Below are 17,373 nucleotides of genomic sequence, written 5' to 3' on the forward strand. Positions count from 1 at the left end.
CATATCGTCATTACAAGCCTCAGGCGAAGTAATCGCCTCAGGCGTGGGTTTGAAGTAATGCCCACAGCCTATTAGTGCTGATGTCCTGGACACCGCGCAACGTAAACATTGCACCCCTTGTTTTTGTGTGCTATACTCTCTGCGAAATTGCACTTAGGAGGGGGTGGTATGTGACATATTTGGCAAGACAGGTATAGCCTGCCATAGTGTAATCAAAGAACGATATATAACATAAAAGGAGGGAAGACGATTGAAGAAGTACATGAAGTGGTCGGTAACCCTAACCCTGATGCTAGCACTGGTTGCAATGAGCAGCATGAGTTGCGCCCAAGAAACAGTAATAGAAGAAGGGGATACCTACAACGTGGGAGCACTATTTTCTACTACTGGCCCCGCTTCAAACCTTGGAGTACCTGAAAAGAACACGGTGGAGATGATGGTGGACCAGATCAACGATGCGGGCGGCATCAACGGACATCCTCTGGAGGTCACTATCTACAATGACGAGAGCCTTCCGGAGAAGTGCGCCACGCTGGCGAACACGCTTATCGAGGATGGTATGCTGGCCATAATTGGGCCCACCACCAGCGGGAATAGCCTGGCCATCCTCGATATTGTGACCACAGCAGAGATCCCACTGGTCTCCTGCGCCGCCAGCATCGACATTGTGGAACCGGTGGAGGATCGTTACTGGATATTCAAGACCCCGCAGACCGACAAAGAGGCGGTTACCGAGATATACACCTATCTCGAGGAAACAGCAAATATAACCAATATAGCCCTCATAACCGCCACCTCCGGGTATGGAACTTCCGGTAGGGGCATCCTCATAGCTGATGCTCCCGACTTCGGGCTCACTGTTGTGGATGACCAAACATTTGCTGAGACTGACACTATCATGCAGTCTCAGCTTACCCATATCGGGGGTACCGATGCGGAAGCGGTAGTTTGTTGGGCTACCGATAAGGAATCCGCCTCCGTCGCCAAGGACATGCAGACGCTGCAGATGGAGATCCCGCTGTTTTGCAGCCATGGAATAGCCAACATGGACTTTATTACCGCGGCGGGAGATGCTGCCAACGGGGTTATCTTCCCCGCAGGCAAGCTGCTAATCGCTGACCTAGTTCCGGCCGATGACCCTCAGAAAGAAGTATTGACGAATTATATAGCGGACTACGAGGCTCTCGGCGAGGGAACTTTCAGCACATTTGGCGGACATGCCTACGACGCCCTCAGCATGGTGGTTATGGCTCTTGACGGATTAGATGAAGGTCTAACCATCACGGAAGCCAGGGCTGCAGTCAGAGATGGGTTAGAAGGGATTACAAATTTCGCTGGCACCGGTGGTATCTTCACTATGTCGCCTACCAACCACCTGGGAATGGCTCCCGGCTCTCTGGCCATGATCGAGATCGTCAATGGGGAGTGGACCTGGCTCAAGTAAAAAACCGACTGTCTGATAGACTCTGGATGTGACCAAGGGGGAAAGTGCAGCTTTCCCCCTTGTTGTCTGGTAATACCGTAAGGAGATCTGACGTTTGTCAGCAGACCAGTTCCTTCAGTACCTCGTATCCGGTCTTACCCAGGGCAGCATCTACGCCCTGGTAGGCCTGGGTTTTACCATCATTTATGCCGTAACCCGCATCATTAACTTCGCCCAGGGCGAATTCGTGATGCTGGGGGGCATGCTATCATTTACACTCGCCTGCTCCGCCGGGATACCCCTGGCTCCCGCCCTGCTCCTTTCAGTGCTCATCGCAGCAGCTATTGGCGCCATTATGTATCTACTCGCCATCCGCACCGCCAGGAAGGCTTCGGTTATCAGCCTTATCATCACCACCATCGGAGTCGCTATCTTCATTCGCGGAATCGCCGGGGTGCTATGGGGTGTGGACTACGTACGCCCCCCATTCTTCACCGGGGATGAATCCATATCCTTCCTGGGTGCCTACATTCACCCCCAGGCACTGTGGATAATCGGCACCACGCTGGTGGTGACCATTCTGCTGCACCTCTTCCTCACCCATACAATGGTGGGTAAGGCGCTTAAGGCATGTGCCATAAACCCAAGGGCATCGGGCCTGGTGGGAATCAATACCAGAGCAATGTCTCTCATCGCCTTCGCCATAGCGGCAGCCCTGGGCGGTATCGGCGGGGTGGTCATGGCCCCGCTCACCCTTACCTCGTACAACGTAGGTGTCATGCTGGGGCTCAAGGGCTTTGTGGCAGCATCCATCGGCGGCTTCAAGAGCCCGGTTGCAGCGGTTATCGGGGGCCTTATGCTGGGAATCGTTGAGTCCCTGGCAGTGGGACTGGACTGGGGCCCATTTACCTCGGCATATAAGGATGTCATCGCCCTGGTGGTCCTGCTTCTAATACTGGTAATCAGGTCGGGCAGGCTGGCGGCGGAGGAGGCAGGCTGATGCTGGCAATGGTAAAGGGTAAGTGGGTTTATCTGGTGATTGCCGCCCTGCTGGCGTTCCTGATATTGATACCCTTCGATTGGTTCCTGGGTCACTACACCACCCTTATGATCTTCATCGGCATCAGCACCATGGTTACGGTGGGGCTGTGCCTCCTGATGGGCTATACCGGGCAGGTATCTCTGGGACAGGCCGCCTTCTATGGCCTAGGCGCCTATTTCTCCGCCGTCCTGAGCAAGACCTATAGCGTCAACCCCTGGCTGGCAATGCTGATAGCAGCTATAGCTACCGGCGCCTTTGCCTATGTCATCGGCTATCCCATCCTCAGGCTCAGAGGTAACTACTTGGCCATGGCCACACTGGGACTGGGCCTGATCATGTGGATCCTGTTCGGGCAACTTAGCCAATTCACCGGCGGACCCGATGGCATGGCAGGAATTCCCTACCTTTCCATCGGCGGTTTTGTCTTCGATACCTCCTTCAAACGGTATTTCCTGGTCTGGTTCTTCTGCCTGGCTATACTTTTTATCTCACAGAACATCGTCAGATCGCGGTCAGGCAGGGCGCTCAGGGCCATTCACGGCAGTGAGGCTGCCGCCGAGTCGATAGGCATCAATGTTGCCCGGTTCAAGGTAAAGATCTTTGTGCTGAGCGCCGTCTATGCCTCACTGGCAGGAAGCCTCTTCGTCCACCACCTACGCTTCGTCAGCCCCCAGTCCTTCGACTTCCTCGCCTCGGTAAAGTTTGTGGTGATGGCGGTGATAGGGGGTCTGGCGAGTATCTGGGGCGCTATCTTCGGGGCCGGCACCACCCGTATGCTGAGCGACGAGCTGCTGCTCGGGTTCGGTGAATGGGATGTTGTTGTCTATGGAGCCATCCTGGTCATAGTGATGATCTTCATGCCCGAAGGTCTTTTTGTTAAACTCAAGGAGCTTATAGGGCGATGGCGACTGAGGTATGCTGAGAGAGGGTCTGAAACGTGAGCGAATCAATACTGGAGACTAAGGGCCTGAGCAAGGCCTTCGGGGGCCTCGTAGCTCTGGATAAATTGAACCTTGCAATTGAGAAAGGCACGATCACTGCCATCATCGGCCCCAACGGGGCAGGGAAGACCACGCTCTTCAACGTTATCACCGGTGTCTACCCGGCTAGTGACGGCGAGATACTTTTTGAGGGCACGCCGCTCAAGGACGCTGCACCTCATAAACGGGCGGCGCTGGGCATCGCACGTACCTTTCAGAATGTCCTCCTGTTCGGCAACATGACCGTCCTGGAGAATATAATGACAGGCCAGCACCCCCGCAGCCACTACGGCTTTCTGGGGGCTGCCCTCCGCCTTCCCCGTGCTCACCGTGAGGAGGAGACCATCTCCTTAAACGCCATGAAATACCTCAACATGGTGGGACTGGGAACATTCGCCGGGCAGAATGCCATGAGCCTGCCGCTGGGCCAGCAGAAACTGCTTGCTATAGCCCGGGCCCTGGCCACAGAGCCACGGCTTATTCTGCTGGATGAGCCCGGAGCCGGGCTGAACACGCTGGAGAAGCGGGAGCTGAGCGACCTCATCCACCGTATCCGGGAAACAGGGATCAGCGTCATGCTGGTTGAGCATGACATGCCTCTGGTAATGGGCATTGCCGAATGGATCATCGTGCTGGACAGCGGACAAAAGATAGCCGAGGGCACCGCCGCTCAAGTTCAGAAGGACCAGAGGGTCATCTCCGCTTACCTGGGGGAGGAGGAGGACTGATGCTGAGGGTTGAAAACGTATCTGTGGCCTACGGCCGGCTCATAGGGCTCAGAGAGGTTTCCATAATGGTAAACGACGGCGAGATCGTCACCATCATGGGGGCCAACGGGGCCGGCAAGAGCAGCCTGCTGAACGCCATATTCGGGGTGGTGCCGCTTAAGAGTGGCAGCATCTGGCTGGATAGCCACCAGATTTCCGGACTCTCCTCTCACCAGACGGTGAGGCTAGGCCTGGCCTATATTCCCGAAGGAAGAGAGCTCTTCGGAGCCATGTCGGTGAAGGACAACCTGACTATGGGTGCCTACTCCCAGTGCGCCCGCAGCCGGCTGAGCACTCTGGGGTATATCGGATGGTTCCTGCGTCGCCCCGCCGTTCAGTCCAATCTGGAAATGGTACTACGGCTTTTCCCCATACTCAGTGAACGGCAGAATCAGAAGGCAGCCAGCCTCAGCGGTGGGGAGCAACAGATGCTGGCTATCGCCCGGGCGCTAATGTCCTCCCCCCGGATGCTTCTGCTGGACGAACCCTCCCTGGGACTGGCGCCTACACTGGTAAGGGAAATCCTGAAGCTTATAGTCAGGCTGAGAGATGAGGGGATTACCATACTCCTGGTGGAGCAGGATGCTACTGCAGCGCTCAAGATTGCCGACCGTGGATATGTCATGGAAAGGGGGCGAATTTCCATCGAGGGTAGCGCCAAGGAACTCCTGGGTGATGACAGGGTCAGGCAGGCATATTTGGGTAAAAGCGTAGCCTAGGCTATCATAGGCATGGTAAAATAAAAAGACATGGCATGATATACCATGAAAAAGCTACTTTCGGGTAATGAAGCCATAGCCCTGGGAGCATATCACGCCGGCGTAGTGGTAGCCACCGCTTATCCCGGGACGCCCAGCACCGAAATACTGGAAAACATCGCCCGCATGGATGGTGTTTACGCCGAGTGGTCAACCAATGAAAAGGTAGCACTGGAGGTGGGGATGGGGGCGTCCTATGGCGGTGTAAGAGCCCTGGTATCCATGAAGCACGTCGGGCTCAATGTGGCCGCTGATCCCTTTTTCGCAGTTTCTACTACGGGTGTTGTCGGCGGGCTGGTAATAGTCTCCTGCGATGACCCCGGAGAGCATAGCTCCCAGGGAGAGCAGGACAACCGTCACTTCGCCAGGATCGCCAAAGTGCCCATGCTTGAGCCCACCGACAGCCAGGAAGCATACGAACTCATGGATTGGGCCTTCAGTATCAGCGAGGAATTCGACACACCGGTGCTGCTGCGCTCCACCACCCGCATATCTCACTGCAAGACCGTGGTCGATGTAACAAAGGAGCGGAAAGCCGATTTAAGACAGCCCGGCTTCATCCGCTCTCCAGAGAAATACGTGATGGTTCCCTCAAACGCCCGGGTCAGGCGGCATGCCATGGAGGAGCGCATCAAAAAACTGCAGGCCTATGTGGAGGACTTTCCCCTGAACCAGATGTTGCTGGCTGACCGAAGGCTCGGGGTGATATCCGATGGGGTTGCATACCAGTACGCCCGGGAGGTATTCAGTGATGCCTCCCACCTCAAATTGACCACCATCTATCCTATCCCGGCTAACCTGATTCGCAGGTTCGCCCGGGAGGTGGAGAGGGTGGTTGTAGTGGAGGAGCTGGACCCTTACCTCGAAGACGAGGTGCGCCGCCTGGGCATTGCGGTCACGGGCAAGGAGTTCATCCCCATAATAGGAGAGCTTAACCCCGAGATAGTTGAGGACGGCGCTATTCAGGCAGGTTTACTCTCGGCTTCACCCAAGCCTCCTCCTAAATCCAGGAGACCAGCACCGCAACTACCGCCACGGCCGCCGCTGCTCTGTGCTGGCTGCCCCCATATCGCTACCGAGTTTGCCCTGAGAAGACTGGGCTTTTACAACCCTAACCCCAACGAAGAACTGTCCCTTAAAAGGAAAATACCGGCGCAACTGAAGAAAGGCGGCCTCATTGCTACCAGCGATATCGGGTGCTATACTCTAGGTGTATATGCTCCCCTGTTCGCTCTGGACACCTGCGCCTGTATGGGCGCCAGTATAGGACAGGCGCTTGGGCTGGAAAAGGCGGGGGTTCCAAACAAGATTGTAGCCGTAATAGGTGACTCCACCTTTATGCACTCAGGTATAACCGGTCTTATCGACGTCGTTTACAACGAGGGAAGTACCACTGTCATAATCCTGGATAATGAAACCACCGCCATGACCGGGCATCAAGGTCATCCCGGTACCGGCATCTCAGCCAAAGGGACCAAAGCCGGGATGGTAAAGCTGGAGGCGCTGGCACGGGGGATCGGGGTTAACGATGTCAACGTGGTCGATGCCTTCGATCTAGCGCTTATTGAGTCCACCTTAAGCCGGTGCATTGAGAACGATGAACCCTCGGTCATAATAGCCCGGGGACCCTGTCCGCTTCGTGTCAAATCATCGGGAAAGCCATTCAAGGTAGATAGCGAGAAGTGCAATAGCTGCTATGCCTGTCTGCGCATTGGTTGTCCCGCCATATCCGTCTCCGGCGACAAGGCCTGGATAGACGCCGGCCTGTGCGTAGGCTCCGGTTGTGGTATCTGCGCTCAGGTCTGTCCCGAAGAGGCCATTTCGGAAAGCAAGGAATGAGGGACGTAAACGTGCTGATGGTGGGTGTCGGTGGCCAGGGAGTCATCCTGGCCAGCGACGGCATGGGCGAGATTGGCATGAATAACGGGTACGACGTCAAGAAGTCGGACACACTGGGCATGGCACAGCGGGGCGGGAGCGTTGTGAGCCACATCCGCTGGGGCAGGCAGGTCTTCTCCCCCATGATTAAGAAAGGGAATGTCGATTTCTTAATCGGTTTCGAACAACTGGAGTCGGCCCGCTGGGCACCCTACCTGAAGTCCGGCGGAGTAGCTATAGTCGCCGATGTCACCGTTGTCCCGGTGTCGGTCGTGGGCAGCACTATGTCATACCCGAGCTGGGAGGAAATCGAAGGGATTCTGTCCCAACATACCCACCAGACATACCTGATCCCGGCAAGCAGAATTGCGACTCAAGCAGGAAATCCCAGAGCGCTCAATATGGTGATGCTGGGTTCCTTATCCGTATTCCTGGAACTGGAAACAGAGGCCTGGACCGAGACTATGCGCCGTAGGTTACCGCCTAAGTTTGTGGAATCCAGCATTGAGGCTTTCATGAGAGGAGCGGATGAAGTTAAAGCAGTCATACAAGCAAAGGAGATTAAGAAATGATTCGCGACCCTAAACACGAGACAATGCCGAGAGCGGACCTGGAGCGGCTTCAACTGGAGCGCCTGAAGCTTAAGGTTAGCGAGGTTTATAACAAGGTCCCCTTTTACCGCCGAGCTTTCAAGGAAAAGGGGGTCACCCCGGATGACATCAAGACCCTGGCTGATTTGAGCAGGCTGCCGTTCACCAGCAAGCTGGACTTCCGCGATAACTATCCCTACGGGCTTACGGTGGTCCCTCTGGAGCAAATAGTGCGAATCCATTCTTCCAGCGGCACAACGGGTAAGCCAGTAATCGCACCCTATACCCAGCGCGACGTCGATACGTGGTCAGAGATAATGGCTCGCACGTTAGCTACCGCCGGCACCACCAAAGACGATGTGCTGCAGAACGCCTATGGCTACGGGTTGTTTACCGGTGGTCTAGGTTTTCACTACGGCGCTGAACGCCTTGGCGCACTGGTAATCCCCACCAGCAGCGGAAACACCAAGCGCCAGATTCTCCTGTTGCAAGACCTGGGTACCACTGTTATCACCTGTACCCCCTCGTATGCACTCATCCTTCACGAAACCGCCAGGGATATGGGCATTGACCTGCGCGATACCAGGTTGCGCCTGGGCATACTCGGTGCCGAGCCCTGGTCCGAGCAGATGAGGAGGGACATAGAGGAGAGGCTCGGTATACTCGCCATCAATGTCTACGGCCTGACAGAGATTATCGGGCCGGGAGTATCGGTAGAGTGTCCTCATAAGTGCGGAATGCATATCGCCGAAGACCATTTCCTGGTCGAGACCATCGATCCGGAGAGCGGAGGGCAGTTGCCCTATGGGGAAGAGGGGGAGCTTGTGATAACGACGCTTACTAAGGAAGCCCAACCGGTAATCAGGTTCCGCACCAGGGATATCATCAGTCTAAATCGGGAGCCGTGCGAGTGCGGACGAACGATGGCAAGAATGTCACGAATAACCGGACGCAGTGACGATATGCTAATCATTCGGGGTGTAAACGTTTTTCCCTCACAGATAGAGAGCGTTCTTCTTGATGTTGAGGGGGTGGAACCGCATTACCTGATAGTTGTAGACAGGCAGCACGCATTCAAGTCCGACGAACTGGAGATATGGGTCGAGGTATCCGAGGAGGTGTTCTCCGACGAGATGCAGAAGATGGAAGGCTTGGAGAAAAGGCTCCGCTCCGAGATGGACAGCGTACTGGGCATCTCAGCACGTATTAAACTGGTGGAGCCCAGGACTATCGAACGTACTGAAGGAAAAGCCAAAAGGGTAGTAGACCGGAGCGAGCTATAATCAGAACATCTCCGGCCTTTGGTTTTGTATTTTGAGAATTAGAATTTTTTAATTTGTTTAGTATTTAGAGCTTAGTATTTCGAGTTTTTAAATGCCCTGTTAGCAGTTCATTAAGACTATTTAATCAGTCGCCAGCAACATAAAGGCTAAGGGAGGAAATCGGATATGAGAATAAAGCAGGTTTCCGTTTTTGTGGAGAACGAGGCAGGTCGGCTAGAATCCATCCTCGAAGCCCTCCAGAGAGAAGAGATCAACATACACGCCCTATCGGTAAGCGATACTGCGGAGTTTGGCATAGTGCGCATGGTTCTGGATAATCCGGATAAAGGGCTTGATGCGCTGCGGCAATCCGGTTTCACCACTCGCGTAGACTGGATGCTGAGCGCTTATATACCCGATGTCCCCGGCGGGCTGCTAAGCAGTGTGGCCAAGCCAATGGCCGAGGCCGGGATCAACATCAAGTACTTCTACGCCTACATCGGGCAGGCTGGAGAGAACCGGGCGCTGGTGGTACTCAAGCCGGATGACCTGGAAAAGGCGGAGAAGGTTCTGGGAGCAAGGTAAGACCGGGCAAGGGAAGCCAAGTTCAACGTGGAGGCTGATTTGTATCTATACCACGGAAAAATCCTCATAATCGATTTAACCACACAGGAGGTAAGGGTTGAGGAGCTCAGCCCATCACTGCTAAAGGGCTATCTGGGGGGCGTTGGACTGGCAACGCGCCTGCTTTACCAGTACTTACCAGCCGGTACGGGTGCACTTTCCCCCCATAACCCTCTGGTGTTTGCCAGCAGCGCCCTGGCTGGCACCATCATACCCACCTCCAACAAGCACGCTATAGCAACCAAGTCACCACTGACTGGACTTATTGGTGATTCCCTTTCCTCTAGCTTCTGGTCCCAAGCGTTAAAGAGAACCGGATTCGATGCTATCGTCATAACCGGAGCGGCAGCATCACCCATCTACCTTTTCATAGATAATGACATCGTTCACTTCAATAAAGCAGAGCACCTGTGGGGAAAGGGAAGCCCGGAGACCGAGCACTATATCAGGAGACATATCGGAGACGACCGGGTGAAAGTAGCCTCCATCGGTCCCGGCGGTGAGAATCTGGTTCGATATGCTTGTATAACCAACGATAGTAACCGGCAGGCAGGGAGGACAGGGACAGGGGCGGTAATGGGCTCCAAGAAGCTCAAGGCGATTGCCCTGCGTGGTACCAGGCCAATCAAGGTCTACAGCATGGAGGAGGTTGAGAGGATAAGTATTGACATAATTCATAAGGCCGAGGGGCCGGACACGGAAAAATACCGCGTACTGGGGACACCGGCCAATATTCTGGTGCTAAACCGCTTATCGGCACTGCCAACGAGAAACTTCCAGCAGTCCAGCTTCGAAAAGGCGGAAAATATAAGCGGTGAATACCTGGCCGAGCACTACCTTACCAAGGTGATGGCCTGCGCCGCCTGTCCGGTGGCATGTGGTCACATATACAAGGTAGCAGAGGGAAACTATGCAGGAACACAGTGGGAGCTTGACTACGAATCGCTCTACGCCCTGGGGCCGCTTTGCGGCGTGGACCACATACCGGGCATACTGAAGGCAGCAGAGCTTTGTGACTACTACGGCATAGATACCATCAGTACCGGAAGTTGTATAGCCTGGGCCATGGAATGCTTTGAGAAGGGCCTGTTGACAAGGGAGGATACAGAGGGAATAGACCTAACCTTCGGCAATCACAGAGCTCTGGTAGAGGTTATACCGAAGATCGGCGAACGCAGCGGTATTGGAAACCTGCTGGCTGATGGTGTTAGAATCGCTTCCTCCAATCTGGGGAGAAACTCGGAGCACTGGGCGATGCACTCCAAGGGACTTGAGTTTCCAGGCTACGATCCCAGAGCTATGAAAACCTTAGCCCTGGGGTTCGCCGTGGGTCTCAGGGGTGCATGCCATAACCGCTCCCCCGCCTATGAAGTGGATATGTCCGGAGAGGTAGACAGGTTCAAGGGTGAACCGGGGAGAGGCTCCAGGGTGAAGGAAAAGGAGGATTTCGCCGCTGTTCTCGACTCACTGATTATCTGCAAGTTCATCCGAAAGTGCTTCGGCGATTTATATACCGAGGCTGCCAACCTCTACAAACAGGCAACAGGTCTGGATATGACCCCGGCCGAGCTGAAGGGTGCAGGTGAGCGCATAAACAACATAAAGAAAGCCTTTAACATCCGTGAGGGATGGAAACCCGGTGACGACTGGCTACCACCTCGCTTGTTCAGCGACCCCATAACAGAGGGCGAGGGAAAGGGCACGGTGCTGACCGAGGCCGAGCTCAGGCTCATGATCGATGATTACTACCAGGCCCGGGGCTGGACCGCCGAAGGCCTGATACCGGAGGAGAAACTGCAGGCACTGGGGATAGAGGATCCCATCGCACCGTGGAAAGGATTGGAGTATGGAACGCAGGTATATAAGCTGTGACCCTGAGCTTTGCAGTGGGTGCGGGCTCTGCGAGATGGTTTGCTCGGCAGAAAAGGAGGGGGTTTTCTGCCCCGAGCTGTCCCGTATTCACCTGGTACACATTGATGAAAAGATGGCCGTAAGTATAGCCTGTCGTTTCTGTGAGAACACACCATGCATAGAAGCCTGTCCCCGCGAAGCGCTGGAGTGGGACGAGGTGAACAACGTCATTCGCGTTGACAAGATGCGCTGCACCGGGTGTGGCTGGTGCATAGAGGCCTGTGACTTCGGCGCTATCGTCCTGAATCGCTCCACCAAGTCGGTGGTGCTATGCGATCTATGCGAGGGGCGCTCTCAGCCAAAATGCGTGGAGCTATGCCCCAGGGAAGCACTCAAGGTGTCAACACTGGAGATCGAAGCCCAGAGCGCGCGGGGGGAAGCGGCGAGATCCCTGCTTTAGGCCTACCATCATATATGAAGCAGTCTCAAACCTGACACAAGCTAGCAGATACCAAACTTTCTGGCTGCCGCCCCAAATCCCAATAAAGACCCCTTGATAACAGGGTCCTCCACGCAGTATGAAATGCGGAAGTATCCGGGAGCACCAAACCCCCTCCCCGGCACCACCAGGACATTATGCTCCTGCAACTCCCTAACGAAGGCTACATCATCTGCAATCGGTGACCTGGGGAATATATAGAAGGCACCCATTGGCTTTACCGTAGAGTAGCCCATCTCGACAAGGCTACTATATAAAAGGTCCCTCTTTCCCCTGTACGTATCTATATCAACGGATGCGTGCTGCAGACGCTTCACCACATTCTGCATTAATGCTGGAGCATTAACAAAACCGAGCACGCGATTGCAGAACACCAACCCGTTTATCAACTCACCCCGACCGTCATACTCAGGATTCAACGCGATATACCCGATGCGCTCACCAGGCAAAGCCAGGTCCTTGGAGAAAGAAGTGGCTACGATTGTCCTGGGATGGTACTGAAAGACATATGGGCACTCCACCCCATCGTATACCAGCCTGCGGTAGACCTCATCGCTAATAAGGAAGATCTCCCTCCCATACTCAGCTTCTTTCCTGGCCAGCAGCCCGCCAATCCCGCTCAGTATGTCGTGGCCATAGACAGCACCGGTGGGATTATTAGGGGAGTTCACCAACACCGCTTTCGTTCTGGGCGTTATATTTTCCTCCAGAATCTTCAAATCAGGTATAAACTGGCTATCAGTGGGGATGATTCGGGGGAGAGCCTGAGCATTTTCTATATAGTATATATATTCGACAAAGTAGGGTGCGAAGATTACTACCTCATCGCCAGCCTCGATGATAGTTTTCAACACCACATTTATCCCTCCGGCAGCGCCACATGTCATCACTATCTCATCCCGGGTAAATTGTAGTCCGGTCTGGGATAAAAGATATTCAGCGACGGCCTCACGCGTCTCGGGATAACCGGCGTTGGGCATATATCGGTGCATCCCGGGACCCGGCTGGTTCACCCACCGGCGAAGCTCCTGGCGAAATTCGTCGGGCGGCTCCATTACCGGATTACCCAGGGAGAGGTCGAAAACATTGCTCTCACCCAGTTTCTTCTTGAGAGCGATCCCCTCTTCAAACATCTTCCTGATCCAGCCACCCTCCGCCATCTGTTGCCGCAACCTCGGTGAAACTGACATTAGCCTGCCTCGCACTTAATCAATGGCTCAACAGTTACTGGTTTTCGGCGCTCGCCTGTTATTGGGCCCCCTCGTGATCCTCACCTCGGGACTAGAGGTATCCGGTAACGAAAGGCACTCTAGAACCACCCTCTATTGATTTGCTTCTTGCCCCTCTCCGGGTGGATTGAAGCACCTGCTCAATTAAACGCCGGAGTATACGATGCGGGACAGGCCCATGATCCCTATAGTGGTCACGTAACTGAAGCCTTCTTAACCAGCGGCCAGCCCTAGATGTACCTGCCCACCGCCTCGGCTATGGGCTTCAGCTCGGCCATCAGCCGCTCGAAGTTCGGGATGGTAAGCGATTGCAGGCCATCGACGAGCGCTTCTTCCGGATTGCGGTGTACCTCTATCAGGAGACCATCCGCCCCGGCGGCTATCGCAGCCCTGGCGATGCTGGGCACATAGGCATAGTGTCCCGCAGCGTGGCTGGGATCCACTATGACCGGTAGGTGGCTGAAGTGCTTGACCACCGCAATCGAACTGATGTCCACGGAAAACCGGACACTATCCTCGAAGGTTCTGACTCCGCGCTCACACAGGATTATTCGCCGATTGCCCTCAGCCATTAGATAATCGGCCGCAGTCAGCCACTCGGTGACAGTAGCGGAAAGCCCCCTTTTCAGCAGGATGGGATGCCTCAGCTTGCTCAACTCCTTGAGCAGGGCGAAGTTCTGCATGTTGCGGGCGCCGACCTGCAATATGTCAGCGTGCCTGGCGATCAAGCCTATGTTCTCGATGTCAACCACCTCGGTGATAACCGGAATGCCAAGCTCAGATTTGACCCGGGCCAACATCGTCAAAGCATCCTTTTCCAGTCCCTGGAAGCTAAAGGGCGAGGTGCGGGGCTTAAAGGCGCCACCTCTAACCACCGCAGCCCCCAGATCCCTGACCGCCCTGGCCGTCTCCATAAGCTGCTCCTCACTCTCCACGGCGCAAGGGCCGGCCATTACTACTACCCTCTCCCCCCCTATTTCCACGCCAGACACATTCATTTTACTTGGCTTGGGATGGAACTCCCTTGAGGCAAGCTTATACGGCTTCATCACACGGGTGACGCCCTCAACCCCGGGTAAAACGGCGAAAACATCGGTCTGTACCTTGCCGGTATCGCCGCCCAGGATAGCCACCACCGTCTTTTCGGTGCCCAGGTTCAACTGCACCTCAAAGCCAAAGGAGTGTGCCCTTTCCACCACGTGATCGACCTGATCTTTGCTGGCGTCCCTTCTCATCTCAACAATCATCTCTTCTCACCCCTCAAGTATTCTCCATGAACAACCGTAAAGCCACGGTCAGCCTCGTGCCCCCATAGAGACAGTGGTTCCCGTGGCCCGGGCAATTATTTTCCCCTTGGAATCGAAGACCGTCATCTCCGATACCCCTACTCTCTTTCCTGCATGCAAAACCCTGGATTCAGCATAGATGGTCTCCCCAACCGGCGCTGCGGCAAGGAAATGGATGTTCATCTGGACAGCAACGTGTATATTCTCCAGGGTATTGCATGCGCAGCCAAAGGCCTGGTCAAGTAGGGTGGCGATAACGCCACCGTGAATCATATTATCCCAGTTCAGAAACTCCCTTTTTAGCTCGAGCTTCACCCTGGCATATCCCGATGACAGCTCCACCAGGCTCATGCCAAGATGAACCGCGCAGGGTGAGTTATCGAACCGCTGACGCATCTCCTTAATTTCAATCATCCCGCTTGCTCCTCTCAACTCTCGTGACGACTCGTTTCAACGCCACCGAGCAAGATTGTAGCAACAAAGGAACGCCAGTGCAACCATCGAAGCCGGCCCCCAGAAGCCTTCCGCCAGCCGAAATACCTCCGTGCGGTCGCCGCTCGCCCATGCAGGTGCTTTTCAATCCCTCACCTCCTCTCGATAACACCCTCTTTCACACTAAATAGTGTAGAGCCAGTCAACGGGTTATTGACAAATGAGACTAAATGTGGTCTAATATCTTAAGAGGCTTATTAATACCACTGAGTTATGCCTCGGGAGGTGTTTCATGAAGCTTCACAAAGTATATGGAGTCTGGCAGGTGGACAAGTGACGCCCTGCCGGTGGCAGGGCAAAAGAGGCTCGAAATCAGCTCGATGAAGTGAATTGAAGGTCATTAAGTTTAAAAATAGAGGCCTCATGCGGTGGTGAACACCGCGAGTGAGTTGAGATCGAGAAAAAATTGGAAAATTGAATAGAAGGCTTTTTGCGGAGGGCACTTTAAAAAGTGCCCTCCGCCTTTTTTTAGAAGATGTCTGAATTGTTACTTTGTCAGCCTAAAAGAAAAAACAGTTGTAGAAAAGCTGCTATAGTAGAGGTGCAGGATACTTCCTACCGGGGGTCTCCCCGATGTATCGGGGCAGCTTTAAAAAATCCCCCAATCTTGGGGGATTAGGGGGTTGATTGAGACTATTTCAGCAGTCTCTTATTATTAGCAATCGTGGTTAACAACTGACAACCGCCCCACTGTCGTCTACGATGTCTCCACCGTAAATCCCCGCTAAGTTGCTCCTCGCGCTACTGACAAGCACGGCGCAAAGAGCCGTTTACACTACTTCAATGCCTGGACTTGACAGCTTGAGTGTGGACGGCTTAGAGTAATGCCGGACTCAATTAGCGTCATCCCCTCTTTTTAGCGAGGGCACGTACAATGGAACAGCATATAGCTGCTTACTATAAAGTGCTCCAGCAACTTGCTACCGAACCCGTATCCAGCGATACGTTAAGGGATAATCTAGCCACTGTCGCCAGGAAGACCGCCGCAGCAATGAAAGCAGCAGGCTGCTCAGTGCTTCTTTTCGATGCCCAAAGACGCAGCCTGCTGCACGCCGTCTCATATGGTCTAAGCGATTGGTATCTACGCAAAGGATTCCTCGATGCGGATAAAAGCCTGAGCGATACCCTTAAGGGTAATGTGGTAACCGTGCTGGATGCTGCTACCGACACCCGCATCCAATACAGGGAAATGGCCCAGCGCCAGAGGTTCGCTTCCGTGATCAGCGTACCGCTCAAGCAAGGTGAAAATGTCATAGGCGCGCTGAGGGTCTACACTCACGAGCAACGCCATTTCTCCACTGACGATACTAAGTTCTTGACTGCAGTGGCCGGTCTCGCTGCCACCGCTGTAGAAAATGCCCAGCTCCACCAGCTAACTGCAGGTATTCCCGTGACATCGAGCGACGCGCTGCCATCACAAACTGGCTCGCCGGGAATTCCTCGGGATTTGATCCGACCGGTCTCCTTCTTCCATCCTTCAGAGGAGGAGTTTGCCAGGCTCCTTGACTTCTATAAGATAGGGTGGATGTACGAGCCCCGCTCATTCCCCCTGAGGTGGAATAATGACAGGGTGGAGGAGATGTTCACCCCGGACTTTTACCTGACCGAGCTGGACCTTTATATAGAGCTCACCACCCTGAAACAGGATTTACTCAGGGAAAAGAAGCGCAAGATGCGTCTTATGAAGGAGCTCTACCCCGAGGTCAATATCAAGCTCCTCAACAAGAGGGATTATCACCGCCTGCTTGCCAAGTACGGATATGGGCCTCTGGGGCGGGCCGAGGTAGATGTGGAAAAGGTATTCCTGAGTGCCAGTCAAATACATAGCAGGGTGCGTCAACTAGGAAAGGCGATCTCTCGCGACTATGCTGGAAGGAGTCCTCTCCTGGTAGGCATTCTCAAAGGCGTCGTATGTTTCATGTCGGACCTGATGCGCAGCATATCCCTGCCGCTAAGCGTGGACTTTATAGCCATTTCCTATTACGGTGACTCGCAGACGGAGAACGTGCGAATCATTAGTGGCGTGGATAAAAGTATAGCCGGTGTTGACGTTATAATGGTAGAGGATATCGTAGACACGGGTATGACGTTGAACTTTGTGCTAAACCAACTCGCCACGCACAAACCTGCCAGTCTCGAAGTGTGCACCCTTTTGGACAAGAGGGTTCGCCGATTGGTGGATGTTCCCATAAAGTATGTAGGCTTCGAGGTGCCTGATGAGTTCGTGGTGGGGTATGGATTAGATTACAACGGGGAATTCAGGAATCTACCCTTTATTGGGACGCTGACCCCTCTTCAGCCCACGACAAGCGGTGGTGGAGACCAGACTGGTGGCTCACATAGCGGCGAATAAATAGAAAAAGCCCCGAGTAACCTTGCCCTCCCGGGTTCCTTCCTTCTTCGACACACTTCCCCTCGAGCTTCCATGTGCCCGGGTAGGTTCCCATTCTTTTGACCTGATTACTCAGGGCATTGTTTATAATACCATAAGAAAAACCATTTGTCAATAGCCCACTCTCGAACTTGAGGAATCTCTTGCAATTCCATGAGCCGCTTACCCTGTTTTTGCGTGGAAATAAAACCCCTATCGATCGTACAGGGCGCACATTTCTCCGTCCAGCTTTTAAAAATGTGACTGGCGCTTCGGCCAAGGTCGGTGGCGACAGTCTGCTGCTGGGAACAACAGGCTGCT

At 54.2% G+C, this 17,373-nt stretch carries 16 protein-coding genes; 12 read left to right on the plus strand and 4 right to left on the minus strand.

What is annotated here, in order from left to right; genetic code table 11:
* Positions 1 to 250: 250 nt before the first annotated feature.
* The 11 genes from VMX96_07620 (at position 251) to VMX96_07670 (ending at position 11,635) form a co-directional block, all read left to right on the plus strand.
* Positions 251 to 1,444 (plus strand): ABC transporter substrate-binding protein, encoded by a 1,194-nt coding sequence (locus tag VMX96_07620; protein HUU63764.1) that lies wholly within the window; start codon positions 251 to 253, stop codon positions 1,442 to 1,444.
* 94 nt (positions 1,445 to 1,538) lie between these two features.
* Positions 1,539 to 2,423, plus strand: coding sequence for a branched-chain amino acid ABC transporter permease (locus VMX96_07625; GenBank protein ID HUU63765.1), 885 nt, complete (start codon positions 1,539 to 1,541; stop codon positions 2,421 to 2,423).
* A complete protein-coding gene (locus VMX96_07630; GenBank protein HUU63766.1) occupies positions 2,423 to 3,406 on the plus strand; it encodes a branched-chain amino acid ABC transporter permease in 984 nt (327 codons plus the stop codon). The genes VMX96_07625 and VMX96_07630 overlap by 1 nt, the downstream gene beginning before the upstream one ends.
* Positions 3,403 to 4,173 (plus strand): ABC transporter ATP-binding protein, encoded by a 771-nt coding sequence (locus VMX96_07635; protein HUU63767.1) that lies wholly within the window; start codon positions 3,403 to 3,405, stop codon positions 4,171 to 4,173. The genes VMX96_07630 and VMX96_07635 overlap by 4 nt, the downstream gene beginning before the upstream one ends.
* Positions 4,173 to 4,931, plus strand: a complete 759-nt coding sequence (locus VMX96_07640; protein ID HUU63768.1) for an ABC transporter ATP-binding protein — start codon at positions 4,173 to 4,175, stop codon at positions 4,929 to 4,931. The genes VMX96_07635 and VMX96_07640 overlap by 1 nt, the downstream gene beginning before the upstream one ends.
* Before the next feature lie 45 nt (positions 4,932 to 4,976).
* On the plus strand, positions 4,977 to 6,809 hold the full coding sequence (iorA, locus tag VMX96_07645) for an indolepyruvate ferredoxin oxidoreductase subunit alpha (protein ID HUU63769.1): 1,833 nt from the start codon (positions 4,977 to 4,979) through the stop codon (positions 6,807 to 6,809).
* On the plus strand, positions 6,806 to 7,420 hold the full coding sequence (locus tag VMX96_07650) for an indolepyruvate oxidoreductase subunit beta (protein HUU63770.1): 615 nt from the start codon (positions 6,806 to 6,808) through the stop codon (positions 7,418 to 7,420). The genes iorA and VMX96_07650 overlap by 4 nt, the downstream gene beginning before the upstream one ends.
* Entirely contained in the window at positions 7,417 to 8,721 is a 1,305-nt protein-coding gene (locus tag VMX96_07655) for a phenylacetate--CoA ligase (protein ID HUU63771.1), read from the plus strand. The genes VMX96_07650 and VMX96_07655 overlap by 4 nt, the downstream gene beginning before the upstream one ends.
* A gap of 165 nt (positions 8,722 to 8,886) precedes the next feature.
* Positions 8,887 to 9,285: an amino acid-binding protein gene (locus VMX96_07660; GenBank protein HUU63772.1), complete on the plus strand. Its 399-nt coding sequence runs from the start codon at positions 8,887 to 8,889 to the stop codon at positions 9,283 to 9,285.
* Positions 9,286 to 9,324: 39 nt separating this feature from the next.
* Positions 9,325 to 11,196, plus strand: coding sequence for an aldehyde ferredoxin oxidoreductase family protein (locus tag VMX96_07665; protein HUU63773.1), 1,872 nt, complete (start codon positions 9,325 to 9,327; stop codon positions 11,194 to 11,196).
* Positions 11,171 to 11,635: a 4Fe-4S dicluster domain-containing protein gene (locus tag VMX96_07670; protein HUU63774.1), complete on the plus strand. Its 465-nt coding sequence runs from the start codon at positions 11,171 to 11,173 to the stop codon at positions 11,633 to 11,635. The genes VMX96_07665 and VMX96_07670 overlap by 26 nt, the downstream gene beginning before the upstream one ends.
* A 41-nt stretch (positions 11,636 to 11,676) precedes the next feature.
* On the opposite strand, the gene VMX96_07675 is transcribed toward VMX96_07670, so the two are convergent.
* From VMX96_07675 to VMX96_07690, 4 genes are all read right to left on the minus strand, one after another.
* A complete protein-coding gene (locus tag VMX96_07675; GenBank protein HUU63775.1) occupies positions 11,677 to 12,864 on the minus strand; it encodes a pyridoxal phosphate-dependent aminotransferase in 1,188 nt (395 codons plus the stop codon).
* Between the two features lie 269 nt (positions 12,865 to 13,133).
* Positions 13,134 to 14,150 (minus strand): 3-deoxy-7-phosphoheptulonate synthase, encoded by a 1,017-nt coding sequence (aroF, locus tag VMX96_07680; GenBank protein ID HUU63776.1) that lies wholly within the window; start codon positions 14,148 to 14,150, stop codon positions 13,134 to 13,136.
* Positions 14,151 to 14,198: 48 nt separating this feature from the next.
* Entirely contained in the window at positions 14,199 to 14,603 is a 405-nt protein-coding gene (locus VMX96_07685) for a PaaI family thioesterase (protein ID HUU63777.1), read from the minus strand.
* The gene (locus VMX96_07690; GenBank protein ID HUU63778.1) at positions 14,596 to 14,769 is read right to left on the minus strand and encodes a hypothetical protein; all 174 of its coding nucleotides are present in this window, start codon (positions 14,767 to 14,769) and stop codon (positions 14,596 to 14,598) included. Before VMX96_07690 ends, VMX96_07685 begins: the two co-directional genes overlap by 8 nt.
* A gap of 786 nt (positions 14,770 to 15,555) precedes the next feature.
* Between VMX96_07690 and hpt the strand changes: the two genes are divergently transcribed.
* The gene (gene hpt, locus VMX96_07695; GenBank protein ID HUU63779.1) at positions 15,556 to 17,034 is read left to right on the plus strand and encodes a hypoxanthine phosphoribosyltransferase; all 1,479 of its coding nucleotides are present in this window, start codon (positions 15,556 to 15,558) and stop codon (positions 17,032 to 17,034) included.
* The last annotated feature ends 339 nt before the right edge of the window (positions 17,035 to 17,373 follow it).

This window comes from Dehalococcoidia bacterium (genome assembly GCA_035528575.1).
In the GTDB taxonomy this organism is placed as follows: Bacteria; Chloroflexota; Dehalococcoidia; order E44-bin15; family E44-bin15; genus DATKYK01.

Excerpts from the sequence above, each read along its gene's own strand:
- VMX96_07630 (HUU63766.1), top strand. The coding sequence starts at position 2,423 with ATGCTGGCAATGGTAAAGGGTAAGTGGGTTTATCTGGTGATTGCCGCC.
- VMX96_07640 (HUU63768.1), top strand. The coding sequence starts at position 4,173 with ATGCTGAGGGTTGAAAACGTATCTGTGGCCTACGGCCGGCTCATAGGG.
- iorA (HUU63769.1), top strand. The coding sequence starts at position 4,977 with ATGAAAAAGCTACTTTCGGGTAATGAAGCCATAGCCCTGGGAGCATAT.
- VMX96_07650 (HUU63770.1), top strand. The coding sequence starts at position 6,806 with ATGAGGGACGTAAACGTGCTGATGGTGGGTGTCGGTGGCCAGGGAGTC.
- VMX96_07655 (HUU63771.1), top strand. The coding sequence starts at position 7,417 with ATGATTCGCGACCCTAAACACGAGACAATGCCGAGAGCGGACCTGGAG.
- VMX96_07660 (HUU63772.1), top strand. The coding sequence starts at position 8,887 with ATGAGAATAAAGCAGGTTTCCGTTTTTGTGGAGAACGAGGCAGGTCGG.
- VMX96_07670 (HUU63774.1), top strand. The coding sequence starts at position 11,171 with ATGGAACGCAGGTATATAAGCTGTGACCCTGAGCTTTGCAGTGGGTGC.
- VMX96_07675 (HUU63775.1), bottom strand. The coding sequence starts at position 12,864 with ATGTCAGTTTCACCGAGGTTGCGGCAACAGATGGCGGAGGGTGGCTGG.
- aroF (HUU63776.1), bottom strand. The coding sequence starts at position 14,150 with ATGATTGTTGAGATGAGAAGGGACGCCAGCAAAGATCAGGTCGATCAC.
- VMX96_07685 (HUU63777.1), bottom strand. The coding sequence starts at position 14,603 with ATGATTGAAATTAAGGAGATGCGTCAGCGGTTCGATAACTCACCCTGC.
- hpt (HUU63779.1), top strand. The coding sequence starts at position 15,556 with ATGGAACAGCATATAGCTGCTTACTATAAAGTGCTCCAGCAACTTGCT.